Raw genomic sequence first — 12,370 nt, forward strand, 5'->3', positions numbered from 1 at the left:
GCCCGCCCCCTCCTCTGGGTTGGGGGCGGGCCGCCGGTCTGGCTACCGCTGGTAGTACTCGGTGCCCTCGACCAGGCCGCAGGTGCACTTGCGCCAGGTGGCGGTGAGCACCTTGCCGTTGACCGTGGTCTGGTAGGGCGCGGAGACGACGCTGCGGTTATGGGCACCGTCCTCGCTGGCCGGGCAGGTCGGGTAGAAGTCGCTGACGACCTGAAGCATGCGGACCTGGTGCGGGGTGAGGCGGACGCCCTTGGGGATGTCCTCGGTAACGTCGCGGGCGGCGAGGTAGAGGGCGAGGTCCTGGGCCACCGTGTCGGCGAAGGTGCTGGTCATTTCGGCCTCCGGGGGTTGCTGTCGAGCGGAACAACTAGAACACTAGCCGCTCTGAGCCCGGCTCGTCAACCCCCGGAGCCAAGATCTTTCCGAACTACAGGTCGCCGGGGATGCGCCCGACGTCACCGGGGCTGGTGACCTCGCCGGACCCCAGGGGTGACAGGCCAGCCTCACGGCGGCGGCGATGGACCTCCAACATGTCGGCGGACTTCGCGATCAGGTTCAGCAGGTCATGCTCGGTCAGCTCCACCTCGCGAGGAGCCTTCGATTCGCCGACCTGCACGAGCATGACCACGCGGTCACGGCCGGTGCGTCGGCGGTTGACGTCAAGGTCGGTCGTGACCTGCGGGCCGGAGATGAAGCGGATGCGCGCGGCCATGATCACATTCCCCTGTTCGAGGCGAGCACCGTGCCGCCGACGGCGTCCGGAAGCGCCTTGCCGACCAGGGTCACGGTGGTGGTGGACAGGTGCCACGCAGAGTTGCGGGGGCGTGAGCCGGGCGCGCTCGCGGCGAACTCGCGGGCGTCGTCGGCGTTGGCGGCGGTGACCACCACGGCGTCGTTGTCCTCGTAGTCCACGTCGTCGTTGCGGGTCACGAGGTAGATGTTGAGCGACTTGCGGGCCATGGTCGACTCCTCGGGTCGGGTTGCGGTGTAGCGGAACATGGATAGACTAACCGCTATGAGAACGGCTTGTCAACTGCTTCCGGTGCCAGCTTGCCCGGTTCGACGCGCGGATGCAGACCTTGCAGCGCCGGTACTCCCTGCCGCCTTTGCCTCGGTGAACGTAGGTGTTCTCCTCGCTGTACGGGTGTCCGCTGGGACACGTCCGCACGTCGCGTGCCTGTCGAGACAGCGACCGGCCGCGCTCCCAGTTCTCACGCCGGGTGACCGGCTCCAGGTGCTCCGGGTTGACGCACCGCCGGTGGCGGCAGGTCGGTCCCCCTCGACAGTCCTCGGCCGCACCATGGCACGTGTGATCGAGCTGGTAGCCGTCAGGGATCGGGCCGACCAAGGCGACGTACACCAGGATGTGCGCCCGCTTCACCACACGGTTGACGTTCCGGCGCCCATACCCGCTCGCGTGGATGTTGCCCTGCCAGGGCCAGCACCCCTCGGACGTCTCTGCGGCCTGCGCTTTCGCGATGTCCTCGGCCAGCGGCCGACTCGTATTGACCATGATGGAACCGTACACATTTTGGAGGATTGATGCTCGCACGTGGCCACGCCCTGTCCGGCGCCGCGCTGGGCCTGGTCGGCTGCCAGGTCGCCCAGCTCGGCGGTGCCACCGTCACCCCGGCGACCGCGTTCACCGCCGCCGCCATCTGCGCCGGGGCCGCGCTGCTGCCCGACCTCGACCACCCCGAGGCCAGCATCGCGCGCACGTTCGGCCCCATCTCCTACCGGCTGTCCCGGATCACGAACGCGACCAGCGCGGTCATCTACCAGGGAACCAAGACAGCGCGAGACGAGGCCAGAGACGGCGGCCACCGGGGCATCACGCACACGATCTTGTTCGCCGTGTTCGCGGGCGCGACCTCGGGCGCGCTGGCGTTGTGGCGCCCCGGCCTGATGTTGATCTTGTTCACGATGCTGGCGTTCGCCCTGCGCGCCCTGGTCGGCATGCGACAGCTCAACCGGTTCTTCGACTGGGTGGCCTGCAAGCTGACCGGCATGAGCAGGCGGTCGCGTTCGCGGCGACTGGGCGCCCGGTTCTGGCGGTGGTTCCTACGCCATGACCAGGCATGGGTCACGCTGATGGTCTTGGCCGCGCTGGCGTCGTGGTGGGCGGCCTATGCGCTGCCCGAGGGAGGCCGGTCCTGGTGGGTCGGCGGCGCGGTCGCGGTGGGCTGCTGGGCGCACTGCCTGGGCGACTCGATGACCCGCTCGGGCTGCTCGTGGCTGTACCCGGTCAAGATCCGGGGGCGGCGCTGGTACCCGATCGGCACACCGCGTGCTCTGCGGTTCCACACCGGCAAGCGCGGCGAGGCCGTGGTGACGTGGGCGCTGCTGCTGCCGGTGGTCCTGGTGCTCGCGGTGGCGACCGTGCCGGACGCGTGGCCGGGCCTGCTGTCGCTGCTGCCCTGGACATGACGACGCCCCCAGCCTGGGGGTCACTGGGGGCGTCCGGCCTGTGACAGCCTTGGGGAGTCCCGAGGGGGGAGGTGGGCTCCTCGTCTCGGAGGCTACCCCCTCACCGGCGCATACGCGAGCGGCCCGGCATCGCCTGATGCCGGGCCGCTTCGAGTTCGATCACTCGCCGCCGTACGAGCTGTTGCCGCTGTCGTAGGAGCTGGACGAGCTGCCGCTGTCCGAGCCGCTGAAGCCGAGGCCCGAGCCCGCCGCGCCGAAGTCGTGCGAGCCGTGGTGATGGCTCGCACTGTGGTCCGGCCCCGGCGTGGGGTCGGCGTAGTTGGAGCTGAACGGGTACACGGGGCTGAGGGGGCTCAGCGGGTTGGCCGGGTTGAGGTGGTCGGGCGCGTCCGCCTCGGGGCGGTGGCGCCGCCGGGGCTCCGGGTAGCTGCCGATCACGTCGCGACGCGGGCTCGCGGGCGGGGGCGCCGGGCGGTCCTGCACCGTGCGGGTGGCCCGCTCCACGGCGGCGGCCCGCTGGCGGGCGTTGGCCTCGCGCTGCGCCCTGCGGCGCTTGAAGCCGAACAGATCCATGCTGGTCACTCCTTCTTCTCGGGGTCCGACGTCGGGACGGCGTCGGGGTTCGGGAGACCGAAGTGCTCGCGCACCCGGTCCTCGGTCTTCCACACGCGGCGGGTCAGGCCGACCGGCGCACCGGGGGCGTTGAACAACGCCTCACCGGCGGCGCGCAGCGCGTCGGCCGTGTCGAGCAGGACGTCACGGTCCGAGGGCATGCCCGCAGCGGCGGCAACCTGCTCGTCGGCCAGCTTGCGGATGGCGGCCAGCGCGTCGTCGGCGGCGTCGTGGCGTTCGCCGACGACTGCCAGGTCAGCGATCCGGGTCAGGATCTCGCGGTCGGTGGCCATGCGATCAGGCCGCCGTAACGACCAGGCCGACGTACAGGCTGGCCTCGTAGTACTCGTCGAGCGCGGCGAAGTAGTCCTCGATGTCGTCGAAGTCGGCCGGGTTGGGCTTGACGATGTTGCTCATGGGGATCAGCTCCTCGGGCTGTCGAACGGAACATCAGTAGACTAGCCGATGTCAGAACGGCTCGTCAACCCTTGCGGCGCGTCGGCCCGTCTCCGCAGGCCACGGGCTGGATACTGGCCCCGCTACGTAGCCGCCAGACCCCAGGGAGACGCCCATGTCGTCGTTCGTCAAGGAGGACGGGACAGTCCTCAACAAGACCGAGCTGTACGCGCTCGCCACCGAGCAGACCCAGGAGAGCATCTGGGTCTTCAACGAGGACGTGCACCAGCTGTTCACCCAGAACGAGGGCAACGCCACGTTCGAGGGCGCCGACGCGCTGCTGTTCCACGCTGGCCAGCGTGTGCCCGAGTCGGTGATCGAGGGCCTGTTCAAGACCGCCACGGTGACCTCGATCGTGCCGAACACGGGCGCGGCGGCCGGTGGCACGGTGGTGACGATCAACGGCACCAACCTCGGCGGCACCGAGGGCGTGACCTTCGGCGGCACGGCGGGCACCGCGTTCAAGCGCATCTCGGACACCCGCGTGCAGGTGACCACCCCGGCCAAGACGGCGGGCGCGTACAACGTCGTCGTCCAGGACGACGCGGGCAACGTGACCGTGACCAACGGCTTCACCTACAGCTGACCGGCCGCTGCCCCGGCAGCACGAAGCCCCCTCCAGTTGCGACTCCGGAGGGGGCTTCGCTGTGACCCCTAGCCAAGGGTTTCGTCGGTCCGCAAAGGCGACACCGACAGGCTACGCGGTCACAGCTGACCGGTGCAGCTCCCGGCGCTCGCTGGCCGCCAGGCCGCCGAAGACGCCGTGGTCGAGGCCCAGCGCCTCGGCGAAGGCCAGGCAGTCCTCGCGGACCGGGCAGTCCGCGCAGACGGCCTTCGCCTCGGCGACCTGGAGGGCGCCGGGGCCGATCTCGGAGACGGGGAACCACAGGTCGGGGTCGGGCGCGCCACGGCACGCGGCGTTGATCATCCAGTCCATCGGTGCACCTCCTCGGCGCGGTTGACACGAGAAGCCCCCGGCACCAGGTCGGCGCCGGGGGCTCCTCGCTGGGGGAATCAGACGGTGGTGGTGGGCACGATCGCGGTGCGGAACACGCCGACGACCTGGCAGAGCGTGGCCTGCTCGTCGCTGACCGGGCCGCAGTCGGAGCACTCGACGAACTCGCCGGTGTCGACGCGGGCCGCGATGATCTCGTGGCCGCCGCAGGCCAGCTCGACCATGGTGGCGGGGATGGTCTCGATCTCGATGCCGTCGAGGGTGAAGCTCACGGTGACCTCCGGGGGTTGCTGCTTGCGGAACACCTGTAGCTTAGCCGCTCTCGTGACGGCTCGTCAACTACTTTTTCCGCCGAGCCTTCCCCCGCCGCTTCGGCACCAGCCGCGCGGCAGTCCCCCGGCCGTGCGGCTTGGTGGTGCCGGTGCTGGACAGGTGGAAGAACCCGCAGCTGCGGCACCGTGGCGCGACGTGGGTGGGCCGGTAGAAGTGGTCGGCCACCGCGTCGGTGACCGGCATCCGCGCGATCTCCTCCAGGCGCCGCTCGGCCGCCGCCCGGCTGCCGAACTTGACCTTGCCGCTACGCGGGCAACGCTCCCTGACCATGACGGCGCTCACCGGGGAGCCAGGGCGACGCGGCGCTGGATACGCAGGCGGATCGTGGCCAGGCCGGAGCCGATCACGGCGGCGACCGGGTGGCTGGGGTCGGCCTTGGCCAGCAGGTCCAGCGCCGCCCACTCGTCGTTCAGGTCGCTGGCCAGCTCGCCCAGGCCGCGCTCGACCAGCTCGATCGTGATGGCGTCCATGCGCCGGTGGCGTCGGGCGCGGGCATCGGGGTCGGTGAGGCGCAGCAGCGCGGCGGTGGACCGGCGGTAGCGGGTCACCAGCAGGTCAACACTGGAGTCCCGCAGGGACGCCAGAAACGGTGTGACGGTAGGGTTTTCCTCGGACACGTTGGCCCTCCTCTTGAACCGGGACGTTCGGGATGAGCGAGACCGGCCCCGCCAGGCGGGGCCGGTCTTCCTGTCTCAGATGGTCGCCAGGACCGTGAAGCCCTCGCGGCGGCCCTTGGTCGCGATCTTCTTGTTCAGCTCCGTGCGCAGGCTGTCCACGGTGACACCGCGACGGTGCGCCAGCGCGGCCAGGCACAGCTCGACCGCCTCGCGCTCGGCGACCGAGTCCTTGGTGCCGTACCAGGCGATGGTGGTGGCGTCGGCCATGGCGCGGTTCCAGGCGGCCCGCTCGGTCTTGACGTGGTCGGTGCCGCCGAAGCTGCGCGGCACGCGCAGCTCGCCACCCTCGGGGGTGGTGATCTGGGCGGCCTTGCGGGCGGCGACCTTGCGCGCCTTGTCCTCGGCGTACGCGGCGCGCTCGGCCTCGGTGCGGGTCATGAATCGGACCGACGCGGGGCGCGGCTTCACGGGCGCGTCGGGGAAGCAGGTGGTGCAGACGCGCTCACCGGCCAGCTCGATCACCTTCGCGGAGTCCTCGCCGCTGAAGTCGGTCATCCAGTAGTGCGTGGTGCTGGGGATGCGCGAGCAGCGGGAGCCGGACACGTCGTAGTGCAGGTGGCCGTCCTCGACGAGGTAGTACCGGGGCCAGCCGCCGCGCCGGGCGTACTCGGCGTTGAGCGTGACGAAGTGGTGTCGAATCTCGGTCAGGCGGAACTCGGCGTTCTGAATCAGCTCGGCAATCTCGGCGACCGGCCGAGGCTTGCGGGCGCCGTAGCGCGGACCGTAGCCCTGGGCGATCTCCTCGGCGTGACCCAGCTCGCGGCGCAGGGAGACCAGGCCGTGGTCGAGTTGGTAGGACTCGGCTTCGAGGTGGGCCAGGTGGTAGTCGATCTCGGCAGGGGTGGCGGCGCTGATGTCGGTGAAGATCGGGGCGGGAGCGGTGCGGGTGGTCATTTCGGTCTCGCTTTCGTCGTCGTACCGATAGTGTAGCCGCTCGTAGCGCGGCTCGTCAACTACCGGTAGACCTCGTACCGGACCGGCTGCGGCGCACGCGGCACGGTGTGCACCGGGTGGTCCAGGTCGAAGGTCCAGCGCCGGGCGGCGTCCAGCGACGAGTGGTAGGACAAGGAGACCGTCCCGGCCGCGCTCGGGTCGCGGGGGAAGGCGACCCAGTTGCGTCCCTCGCGGTCGTAGCCCCACCGGCCGTCTGAGCTGATGGCGCCGATCGTCTGTTTGCGCCCGTTGATCTCGACGGTGATGCGCTCGCGCAACACGGTGCGCTGCTCGCGGAACTCGACGTTGGCGACAGCCAGGTTGTACTCGGTGATCGCGTCGATCTTGGCGGCCATACCAGACTCCTGTGGATTGAACGTGGACGGAACGTGGATACGGAACCGGGCGCCCCGCGCGGGGCGCCCGGTCGGGCTGGTCAGGCCCAGGAGACGACGCAGTCAGCAGCTCGCGCCGCCGATGCGAGTCGGAACAGGTCGTCGAGACGACCGGTCATGTAGTCGTCGCGGGGGAAGCGGCGAGCCAGGACGACGCGCGCCTGGAAGTCCCGCGCCGACGTGCTTCCGCACAGGTCGCCCAGCGAGACCTCGTCGTCGAAGCCCAGCGCCCGGAGGATCCGAGCGGCATTGCTGTTGTTGACGTTGATGTCCTCGACGTCGGCGAACTCGTCGGCGGTGACGTTGTAGGCGGCGAAGGTGACCGACATGTTGACCTCCTGGTCGTTCGAGCGGGACAAGACATAGCTTAGCCACGCTCAGGGCGGCTCGTCAACTCCTGAATAGAGTTTGACAAGCCGCTCTCAGGATGGTTCACTATCCCTCGTTCCGCTCGAACGACCAGGAGGTCACCGTGAGCTTCGAGGAGAAGCACACCCCCGAGGGGATGGTGTCGTACCCACCCATCGACTCCCCCGACTTCGCCCGCACCAGCCCGCACGCCTCCACCTACGTCTGCGCCGACGCGCAGTGCCAGGCCGAGGCCGCCGAGCACGTCCGCACGATCACCGGCCAGCCCGGTGTGTTCCGCCCGTTCCAGTCGAGGAAGGACTGACCCCCGTGACCGAGAACCCCACCGTCGAGCGCTCCACGCCCGAAGAGATCGCCGAGCGCCGCCGCGCGGGCAAGCTGGGCCAGATCGAAGCCCAGCTCGCCATCGCGGCCGACGAGCGCGCCCCCGAGGGCGAACGCGACGCGGCGCTGAACCGCGCCATGGAACTCATGGCCCGACACGGCGTCACCGAGATGATGCTGGCCGCGCGGCGCGGGCAGGCCACCGACACGATCATCGAGAAGAAGATCTTGATCTCCGACCCGTACTCGTACGAGAAGATGCTGCTGGCCAGCCAGATCGCCAGCGCACTCAACTGCCGCAGCTTCTACAGCCACTACCGGAACATCGTCAGCTCGATCACGATCATCGGGTTCCGGAGTGACGTCGAGCGCGTCGAGCTGCTCTACACCTCGCTGCTCCTCCAGGCGGTGAACGCGGTGCGCAAGGAGCGCCCCTACAGCTACTCCACCGCGTCGGAGACGCGGCAGTACCGCAAGAGCTGGCTGGTCGGCTTCGGCGAGCGGGTCGGCGTGCGACTGTGGCGCAAGGAGCAGGAGGCCCGCGCGAAGTACGACCAGGAGCACGCCGCCGACGGGGACGGCGAACCCGGCACCGGTCTGGTGCTGGTCGGCCGCCGCGACCAGGTCAAGGCGTTCTACGAGGCCAACTTCGGCTTCAAGCCCCGGAAGAACAACCGACAGGTCGACGCCTACGCCAAGCGCGACGGTCGTCGCGCTGGCGACAAGGCCGACCTGGGTGGCGGCACCGGCGTAACCCGAGGTGACCGTCCGGCGCTGCCCGCGCGGTAGGACCGGAAACGACGGAGCCCCCGACCAGACTCTGGTCGGGGGCTCCGTCGGACTGCTCTACTTGAACAGCCCGTCGATGGTCTGGCTGACGGAGGTCAGGATCTCGACCGCCTTGGTGCCGATGTCGGTGCCGGTGGTCGCGAGCATCAGGCCGGTGATGACGGCGATGATCGTCAGGAACCACTCCTTGCGCCGGAACGCGAACACCAGCGTCAGGATCGCAAAGATCGTTACGAGTGCCATGCCGTCCGTTCTCCTCGGGGTCTGTGTACGGAACTGGCCACCAAGTGTAGCCGCTCGTGACGCGGCAACAAAAGCTACCGTCCGGGTGGCAAAGAATCATGGTCCGCCGCCATCCCGGCTACCATTCGTGATGCAGCAGGTCACCTACACGGCGGACCTTGATACAGCGTGGACTGGAGATGGATGTGACCGCAGAGCACTCGTCACCCGCGAAGGTGACGATCCCCGAGCGCACCCGGTTCGACGGGGTAGGCGTCGACTCGATGCTCAAGCAGCGCCTGTCCGACATGGCCGACGAGGTGGGCGCCCGTAACACGCGGGTGGCCATCGCGGTGCCGGTGCGCGAGATCATCGCGATCTTTCACGACGTCTTCGGGAACGTGCCACACGTGCCCGACTACGACCCTGAGCGCGAGGGGTTGCGGTGGGGTGGGCTTGCCGCGTACTCGCCGACGGAGGTCCCCGAGGCGCAGGCCGAGGTGGGCGTGAAGCTGACCGACGAGGGCGTGAGCGTGGTCTTCGAGACACATGACACCTCCGACGACGCACCGCTGACGCTGCGCCAGGCCGAGGAGTTCTTCCTGGCGGGTCTGGCGGCGGTGGCCGAGGGTAAGCGTCGGGCGGCGCAGCGGCCAACGCTGGGTGTGTCCGACGAGGACGCCACCGCTGAGCTGGCTCGGCGCGGCATCGTGGTCGAGTCGCTGACGCCATCCCTCCAGTCGGATTGACGTGCCGCTATCGTGGCGGCTAAGCTAGTGGCGTAAACGCGCACCCCCGCGCAGACCTGGAAGGACGAGACCATGAACAGCCGAGCCCGCTGGGCTGCCGGTGCGCTAGACCTGACCGGCGACATCAAGGCCGCATCCGAGTACCTGGAGATCGGTCGGGTCGCCGACGCCACCGGCCTGTCCACCAACACGATCGCCGACTCGCTCACCCGGCGCGAGATCACCAACCCGGCCAACCCGCGCGGCGCACTGTGCCGCCCGGTCGCCCGCGTCGGCGACGTGCCGCTGTGGTCGCAGGAGCAGGTGGACGAGTACCTGCGGCGCCAGGCCGCCCAGGAGGGCAACGACAACGACCTGCCCCTGGTCACCACGGCCGAGGCGACCGAGCGCCAGCTGGTCTCCACGGAGGAGATCGCCACCCTGTTCGACCTGCACGACCAGACCGTGCGGCGCTGGCAGCGCTACGACGAGACCTACCCGGCCGCCGTGGCGCGGCGCGACCGCAACGGCCGCTCGGGTCCGCCCGAGCACGTGCGTGAGCTGGCGGCCGTGCTGAGGTGGGCGGCAGAGAAGGGCATCGAGGTGCCCGGCGCGCACACCGCTCCGGCGGTGGCGTCCTAGAACCTGGGTTGCCAGGCGGAACAGCAACGGCCCCGGACCTGCGGAGACGCGGGACCGGGGCCGTTGTCGCGCTCGGCCTCGATCGGGGGTTGACGAGCCGCTGACTAGACGGCTAAGCTATCGGTGTTCCGCACGACCGAGGAGGACCCGATGACCAGCGCCCGCACCGACATCCACCGCCCGTCCGCCGCCGAGTTCGACCCCGCCGACTACGAGTTCGTCGCCGTGTTCGACTCCCGCGCCGACTGGCCGGGCGCCAACGACTGGTTCCTCCAGGCCCGCCGCGAGCTGCTGGACGCCGGATGGACCTTCTCCGGCGTGCACGGCGGCGCCGGTCAGTGCGACCACTGCGGCGCGCTGCTGCGCTACTCGGCGCTGATGAAGCACCTGCCCACCCGCACGCTGATCTACGTGGGCGAAACCTGCCTCGACAACCGGTTCGAGATGACCAAGGCCGAGTTCGATGCCGCCCGCAAGGCCGCCGCGCTGGACCGCGAGCGCCAGGCCAAGCTCACCGCGTTCAACGCCCTGTGCGAGACCTACCCCGAGCTGGTCTGGGCCACCTACGCGTGGAACATCGGCCAGGCTGGTGCCGTCTACGAGACCCGGCCGCGCTGGGTCGACGAGCCGAACGGCGAGCAGGTCACCGCGCCGGTCGCGGGCACCACCTGGGCCGAGCGCAACCGCAAGGACTGGGCGATCAGCACCCTGTCCGACATGGCGCGCAAGGCCCGCCAGTACGGCTCGTTCGCCTCGGAGAAGCAGGCCGCACTGCTGGTGCGCCTGGTTCACGAGCTGGAGGCTGCCGAGGCCGAGACCGCCAAGCGTGAGGCCGAGCGTGCCGCGAAGGCCGCCGCCCGCGTGAACGCCGCCATCGGCGAGATCGGCGACCGCCGCGAGTTCACCGGCACCGTGCGGTGGTTCGACCACTTCGAGTCCAACTACGGCTACACGCCGAAGACCTGCACCGTGATGATCCTCGACACCCCCGAGGGCACCGTGAAGTGGAAGGCCAGCAACTACATCGAGCTGGAGAAGGGGCAGCAGGTCACGATCAAGGCGACCGTCAAGGAGCACTCGATCTACGACCGCACCGAGGAGATCACCACCGTGGTCACCAGAGGCAAGCTCCTCTGACCGCGCGGCCCGCCCGGCGAACCGGGCGGGCCTTCACCCGTTCCGCACCACCCCGAGGAGTACCCAGTGATCAACATCGAACAGCGCGCCCAGCAGCGCGACACCTGCGCGTTCGTCACCTTCATGACCGTGGACGTGCTGGCCCGCAAGATGATCGGCCTGGTCGGCGACCGCCGGATGACCATGATGCGCCGCTACCTCGGCGACCGCGCGGGCACGCCGGACGTGCGCGCGGGGCTCCGGATCGACCGGCGCGGGTTCAACCCGGTCAGCCACCGCCTCGGCGTGGGCGTGGGCATCCACCTGCGGCCCGGCATCCACGGCATCGGGTTCTCGGTCCAGCGCATGAGTGAGACCGAGGACGAGGCTCGCGAGCGCTACCGCAACCCGGACAAGCAGTGGTTGGGCCGCCGCGAAGACCTGGTCTACGTGGAGCTGCGCGGCTGGCCGGGGCAGCCGAGCCGAGAGGACTCGATCCGGATCGAGCGGTGGAACGAGAACGGCGTGGGCGAGGAGATCATCGTGGTCTTCGACGACGTGGATCTGCTCGAAGAACTCGCCTGGGACATCAAGGGTGACCAGGTGCGCGAGGTCCACATGTGGGACGAGTTCTGCGAGACCCACCACCTGCACTTCGAGCACCACCTGCACCACCGGTCAGCGGGCTGCAAGGGTCGGCCGCCGACGCGCGGCGAGACGCTGGCGGCGCTGGCGGCCAACGCACTGAAGGCCGAGGCCGAGCAGGCGGCCAAGACCGCCTGACCCCGGATGCGCGACAGCCCGGCCCCGCGTGGGGCCGGGCTGTCGTCGTGTCACGCGTCGGGGGTGACCTCGCGCGGCTCGCCGAAGTTCAGCGTGACGCGCTCGGCGAGACCGGCGACCACGGTCACCAGCTCGTCGCCGGAGACGGTGCGGCCGTCGAAGGTGTAGGTGGCGGTGAGCACCGCCTGGCCGAGGGTGCCGGTGGCCGCGACGAACGCGGTGCCGTCGCCGTTGTCGGTGACGGCGAGGATCGAGGTGTCGCTGACGCTGAACTCGCTGGCGTAGTCGGCGGGCGCGTCGGTGGCGTTGCCCATCTCGTCGGTGAACGTGGGGGCGAGCAGGTCGAAGCCCTGGTCGGCCATGAGGTCCATGTGGTGATCAACCTTTCCGGGGGTGGCGGTGCGGGGGGTCGTGCTGCTGTCGCGCTCGGCGGCTGTGGCCTTGCGGTGGCGGCCGACGTGCAGGACGGCGCGGAGGCGTTTGCCCTTGATGATCCAGCGTTCCTGGTGCACCAGGTCGCCGTAGTCGGTGATCTTGCCCTCAAGCTGCACGTGCAGAAGCGTACGGCGGCGCGACCGTGAGGTGGTGGTGCCACTCGGGAGCGAGCCG

The 12,370-nt window shown here is 69.8% G+C and carries 23 protein-coding genes; 8 read left to right on the plus strand and 15 right to left on the minus strand.

What is annotated here, in order from left to right; all coding sequences use genetic code 11:
- Window positions 1-42: 42 nt before the first annotated feature.
- The 4 genes from VFO68_RS32035 to VFO68_RS32050 form a co-directional block, all read right to left on the minus strand.
- A complete protein-coding gene (locus VFO68_RS32035) occupies window positions 43-333 on the minus strand; it encodes a hypothetical protein (RefSeq protein WP_325162165.1) in 291 nt (96 codons plus the stop codon).
- 94 nt (window positions 334-427) lie between these two features.
- On the minus strand, window positions 428-712 hold the full coding sequence (locus tag VFO68_RS32040) for a hypothetical protein (protein ID WP_325162166.1): 285 nt from the start codon (window positions 710-712) through the stop codon (window positions 428-430).
- A 2-nt stretch (window positions 713-714) separates the two neighbouring features.
- Entirely contained in the window at window positions 715-960 is a 246-nt protein-coding gene (locus VFO68_RS32045) for a hypothetical protein (protein ID WP_325162167.1), read from the minus strand.
- Window positions 961-1,006: 46 nt separating this feature from the next.
- Window positions 1,007-1,513 (minus strand): HNH endonuclease signature motif containing protein, encoded by a 507-nt coding sequence (locus tag VFO68_RS32050; protein ID WP_325162168.1) that lies wholly within the window; start codon window positions 1,511-1,513, stop codon window positions 1,007-1,009.
- Window positions 1,514-1,542: 29 nt separating this feature from the next.
- Here VFO68_RS32050 and VFO68_RS32055 point away from each other — a divergent pair, with 29 nt between their 5' ends.
- Window positions 1,543-2,427 (plus strand): metal-dependent hydrolase, encoded by an 885-nt coding sequence (locus VFO68_RS32055; protein ID WP_325162169.1) that lies wholly within the window; start codon window positions 1,543-1,545, stop codon window positions 2,425-2,427.
- A 159-nt stretch (window positions 2,428-2,586) separates the two neighbouring features.
- On the opposite strand, the gene VFO68_RS32060 is transcribed toward VFO68_RS32055, so the two are convergent.
- Window positions 2,587-3,000 (minus strand): hypothetical protein, encoded by a 414-nt coding sequence (locus VFO68_RS32060; RefSeq protein ID WP_325162170.1) that lies wholly within the window; start codon window positions 2,998-3,000, stop codon window positions 2,587-2,589.
- Window positions 3,001-3,005: 5 nt separating this feature from the next.
- The gene (locus VFO68_RS32065) at window positions 3,006-3,332 is read right to left on the minus strand and encodes a hypothetical protein (protein ID WP_325162171.1); all 327 of its coding nucleotides are present in this window, start codon (window positions 3,330-3,332) and stop codon (window positions 3,006-3,008) included.
- A gap of 278 nt (window positions 3,333-3,610) precedes the next feature.
- Here VFO68_RS32065 and VFO68_RS32070 point away from each other — a divergent pair, with 278 nt between their 5' ends.
- Entirely contained in the window at window positions 3,611-4,081 is a 471-nt protein-coding gene (locus tag VFO68_RS32070; protein WP_325162172.1) for an IPT/TIG domain-containing protein, read from the plus strand.
- A gap of 111 nt (window positions 4,082-4,192) precedes the next feature.
- Here VFO68_RS32070 and VFO68_RS32075 read toward each other — a convergent pair whose 3' ends face one another.
- The 7 genes from VFO68_RS32075 to VFO68_RS32105 form a co-directional block, all read right to left on the minus strand.
- Entirely contained in the window at window positions 4,193-4,432 is a 240-nt protein-coding gene (locus VFO68_RS32075; protein ID WP_325162173.1) for a WhiB family transcriptional regulator, read from the minus strand.
- 77 nt (window positions 4,433-4,509) lie between these two features.
- Complete coding sequence (locus tag VFO68_RS32080) at window positions 4,510-4,755, minus strand: hypothetical protein (RefSeq protein ID WP_325162174.1); 246 nt, start codon at window positions 4,753-4,755, stop codon at window positions 4,510-4,512.
- A 34-nt stretch (window positions 4,756-4,789) separates the two neighbouring features.
- Window positions 4,790-5,053, minus strand: coding sequence for a hypothetical protein (locus VFO68_RS32085; RefSeq protein WP_325162175.1), 264 nt, complete (start codon window positions 5,051-5,053; stop codon window positions 4,790-4,792).
- Between the two features lie 8 nt (window positions 5,054-5,061).
- Complete coding sequence (locus VFO68_RS32090; protein WP_325162176.1) at window positions 5,062-5,400, minus strand: hypothetical protein; 339 nt, start codon at window positions 5,398-5,400, stop codon at window positions 5,062-5,064.
- A gap of 75 nt (window positions 5,401-5,475) precedes the next feature.
- Window positions 5,476-6,354, minus strand: a complete 879-nt coding sequence (locus VFO68_RS32095; protein WP_325162177.1) for a hypothetical protein — start codon at window positions 6,352-6,354, stop codon at window positions 5,476-5,478.
- Window positions 6,355-6,413: 59 nt separating this feature from the next.
- Window positions 6,414-6,749 carry a hypothetical protein gene (locus tag VFO68_RS32100; RefSeq protein WP_325162178.1) on the minus strand — a complete coding sequence of 112 codons (336 nt, stop codon included), beginning with the start codon at window positions 6,747-6,749 and terminating at the stop codon, window positions 6,414-6,416.
- A gap of 80 nt (window positions 6,750-6,829) precedes the next feature.
- Window positions 6,830-7,117 (minus strand): hypothetical protein, encoded by a 288-nt coding sequence (locus tag VFO68_RS32105; protein ID WP_325162179.1) that lies wholly within the window; start codon window positions 7,115-7,117, stop codon window positions 6,830-6,832.
- Window positions 7,118-7,215: 98 nt separating this feature from the next.
- Between VFO68_RS32105 and VFO68_RS32110 the strand changes: the two genes are divergently transcribed.
- Together VFO68_RS32110 and VFO68_RS32115 are read left to right on the plus strand one after the other, a co-directional pair.
- Entirely contained in the window at window positions 7,216-7,461 is a 246-nt protein-coding gene (locus VFO68_RS32110; protein ID WP_325162180.1) for a hypothetical protein, read from the plus strand.
- Window positions 7,462-7,466: 5 nt separating this feature from the next.
- A complete protein-coding gene (locus VFO68_RS32115) occupies window positions 7,467-8,270 on the plus strand; it encodes a DUF7168 domain-containing protein (protein WP_325162181.1) in 804 nt (267 codons plus the stop codon).
- A gap of 57 nt (window positions 8,271-8,327) precedes the next feature.
- Here VFO68_RS32115 and VFO68_RS32120 read toward each other — a convergent pair whose 3' ends face one another.
- Window positions 8,328-8,513, minus strand: coding sequence for a hypothetical protein (locus VFO68_RS32120; RefSeq protein ID WP_325162182.1), 186 nt, complete (start codon window positions 8,511-8,513; stop codon window positions 8,328-8,330).
- Window positions 8,514-8,692: 179 nt separating this feature from the next.
- On the opposite strand from VFO68_RS32120, the gene VFO68_RS32125 reads away from it, so the two are divergent.
- From VFO68_RS32125 to VFO68_RS32140, 4 genes are all read left to right on the plus strand, one after another.
- Window positions 8,693-9,241: a hypothetical protein gene (locus tag VFO68_RS32125; RefSeq protein WP_325162183.1), complete on the plus strand. Its 549-nt coding sequence runs from the start codon at window positions 8,693-8,695 to the stop codon at window positions 9,239-9,241.
- Window positions 9,242-9,313: 72 nt separating this feature from the next.
- A complete protein-coding gene (locus VFO68_RS32130; RefSeq protein WP_325162184.1) occupies window positions 9,314-9,862 on the plus strand; it encodes a hypothetical protein in 549 nt (182 codons plus the stop codon).
- A gap of 150 nt (window positions 9,863-10,012) precedes the next feature.
- Window positions 10,013-10,999 (plus strand): hypothetical protein, encoded by a 987-nt coding sequence (locus tag VFO68_RS32135; RefSeq protein WP_325162185.1) that lies wholly within the window; start codon window positions 10,013-10,015, stop codon window positions 10,997-10,999.
- Between the two features lie 66 nt (window positions 11,000-11,065).
- Window positions 11,066-11,761 carry a hypothetical protein gene (locus VFO68_RS32140; RefSeq protein ID WP_325162186.1) on the plus strand — a complete coding sequence of 232 codons (696 nt, stop codon included), beginning with the start codon at window positions 11,066-11,068 and terminating at the stop codon, window positions 11,759-11,761.
- Between the two features lie 50 nt (window positions 11,762-11,811).
- Here the strand turns inward: VFO68_RS32140 and VFO68_RS32145 are convergent, their stop codons facing one another.
- Window positions 11,812-12,312 carry a hypothetical protein gene (locus VFO68_RS32145; protein WP_325162187.1) on the minus strand — a complete coding sequence of 167 codons (501 nt, stop codon included), beginning with the start codon at window positions 12,310-12,312 and terminating at the stop codon, window positions 11,812-11,814.
- Window positions 12,313-12,370 lie beyond the last annotated feature (58 nt).

Origin of the sequence: Actinophytocola sp., assembly GCF_035712165.1 — a bacterium.
Lineage (GTDB): Bacteria > Actinomycetota > Actinomycetes > Mycobacteriales > Pseudonocardiaceae > DASYTH01.

What these genes read in the sequence shown, in the direction of transcription:
- VFO68_RS32085 (WP_325162175.1), bottom strand. Translation starts at nt 5,053, where the DNA reads ATGGTCAGGGAGCGTTGCCCGCGTAGCGGCAAGGTCAAGTTCGGCAGC.
- VFO68_RS32040 (WP_325162166.1), bottom strand. Translation starts at nt 712, where the DNA reads ATGGCCGCGCGCATCCGCTTCATCTCCGGCCCGCAGGTCACGACCGAC.
- VFO68_RS32095 (WP_325162177.1), bottom strand. Translation starts at nt 6,354, where the DNA reads ATGACCACCCGCACCGCTCCCGCCCCGATCTTCACCGACATCAGCGCC.
- VFO68_RS32100 (WP_325162178.1), bottom strand. Translation starts at nt 6,749, where the DNA reads ATGGCCGCCAAGATCGACGCGATCACCGAGTACAACCTGGCTGTCGCC.
- VFO68_RS32125 (WP_325162183.1), top strand. Translation starts at nt 8,693, where the DNA reads ATGGATGTGACCGCAGAGCACTCGTCACCCGCGAAGGTGACGATCCCC.
- VFO68_RS32045 (WP_325162167.1), bottom strand. Translation starts at nt 960, where the DNA reads ATGGCCCGCAAGTCGCTCAACATCTACCTCGTGACCCGCAACGACGAC.
- VFO68_RS32075 (WP_325162173.1), bottom strand. Translation starts at nt 4,432, where the DNA reads ATGGACTGGATGATCAACGCCGCGTGCCGTGGCGCGCCCGACCCCGAC.
- VFO68_RS32120 (WP_325162182.1), bottom strand. Translation starts at nt 8,513, where the DNA reads ATGGCACTCGTAACGATCTTTGCGATCCTGACGCTGGTGTTCGCGTTC.
- VFO68_RS32060 (WP_325162170.1), bottom strand. Translation starts at nt 3,000, where the DNA reads ATGGATCTGTTCGGCTTCAAGCGCCGCAGGGCGCAGCGCGAGGCCAAC.
- VFO68_RS32135 (WP_325162185.1), top strand. Translation starts at nt 10,013, where the DNA reads ATGACCAGCGCCCGCACCGACATCCACCGCCCGTCCGCCGCCGAGTTC.
- VFO68_RS32070 (WP_325162172.1), top strand. Translation starts at nt 3,611, where the DNA reads ATGTCGTCGTTCGTCAAGGAGGACGGGACAGTCCTCAACAAGACCGAG.
- VFO68_RS32055 (WP_325162169.1), top strand. Translation starts at nt 1,543, where the DNA reads ATGCTCGCACGTGGCCACGCCCTGTCCGGCGCCGCGCTGGGCCTGGTC.
- VFO68_RS32110 (WP_325162180.1), top strand. Translation starts at nt 7,216, where the DNA reads ATGGTTCACTATCCCTCGTTCCGCTCGAACGACCAGGAGGTCACCGTG.
- VFO68_RS32105 (WP_325162179.1), bottom strand. Translation starts at nt 7,117, where the DNA reads ATGTCGGTCACCTTCGCCGCCTACAACGTCACCGCCGACGAGTTCGCC.
- VFO68_RS32050 (WP_325162168.1), bottom strand. Translation starts at nt 1,513, where the DNA reads ATGGTCAATACGAGTCGGCCGCTGGCCGAGGACATCGCGAAAGCGCAG.
- VFO68_RS32130 (WP_325162184.1), top strand. Translation starts at nt 9,314, where the DNA reads ATGAACAGCCGAGCCCGCTGGGCTGCCGGTGCGCTAGACCTGACCGGC.
- VFO68_RS32065 (WP_325162171.1), bottom strand. Translation starts at nt 3,332, where the DNA reads ATGGCCACCGACCGCGAGATCCTGACCCGGATCGCTGACCTGGCAGTC.
- VFO68_RS32035 (WP_325162165.1), bottom strand. Translation starts at nt 333, where the DNA reads ATGACCAGCACCTTCGCCGACACGGTGGCCCAGGACCTCGCCCTCTAC.